This is a genomic window from Pedococcus sp. P1_H8, assembly GCF_056405175.1.
On sequence record NZ_JBFUCP010000493.1, the window covers coordinates 1 to 355 of the forward strand.

Below are 355 nucleotides of genomic sequence, written 5' to 3' on the forward strand. Positions count from 1 at the left end.
GTGTCGGTCGACAGCCCTTCGCGGTCAACGGGATACGACTCGAACACGGTCAACGTGTCGAATCCGACCTCCGGCCCCGCGGAGCTCGAGATCTCGGCCAGGCCGGTGTAGTGGTGATCCAACAACGCCGTCTGCTCGGCCTGCACGCATTCGAGCAGGGCGCCCACCGTCTCGCCGGGGCGCAGCCTGATCCGGACGGGCAGGGTGTTGATGAACAGTCCGATCATCGTCTCGATGCCGGCCAGGTCGGGCGGACGTCCCGAGACGATGGCACCGAACACCACGTCGTCGCGACCGGTCAACGCGGCGAGCACGATCCCCCACGACACCTGCACGAGGGTGTTGACGGTCAGTC

At 66.8% G+C, this 355-nt stretch carries 1 protein-coding gene; it reads right to left on the reverse strand.

Going from position 1 to position 355, the window contains the following annotated elements; translation table 11 throughout:
- The coding region (locus tag AC1DYG_RS21010; protein ID WP_477641754.1) for a condensation domain-containing protein at positions 1–329 on the reverse strand (329 nt) is incomplete at its 3' end.
- Positions 330–355 lie beyond the last annotated feature (26 nt).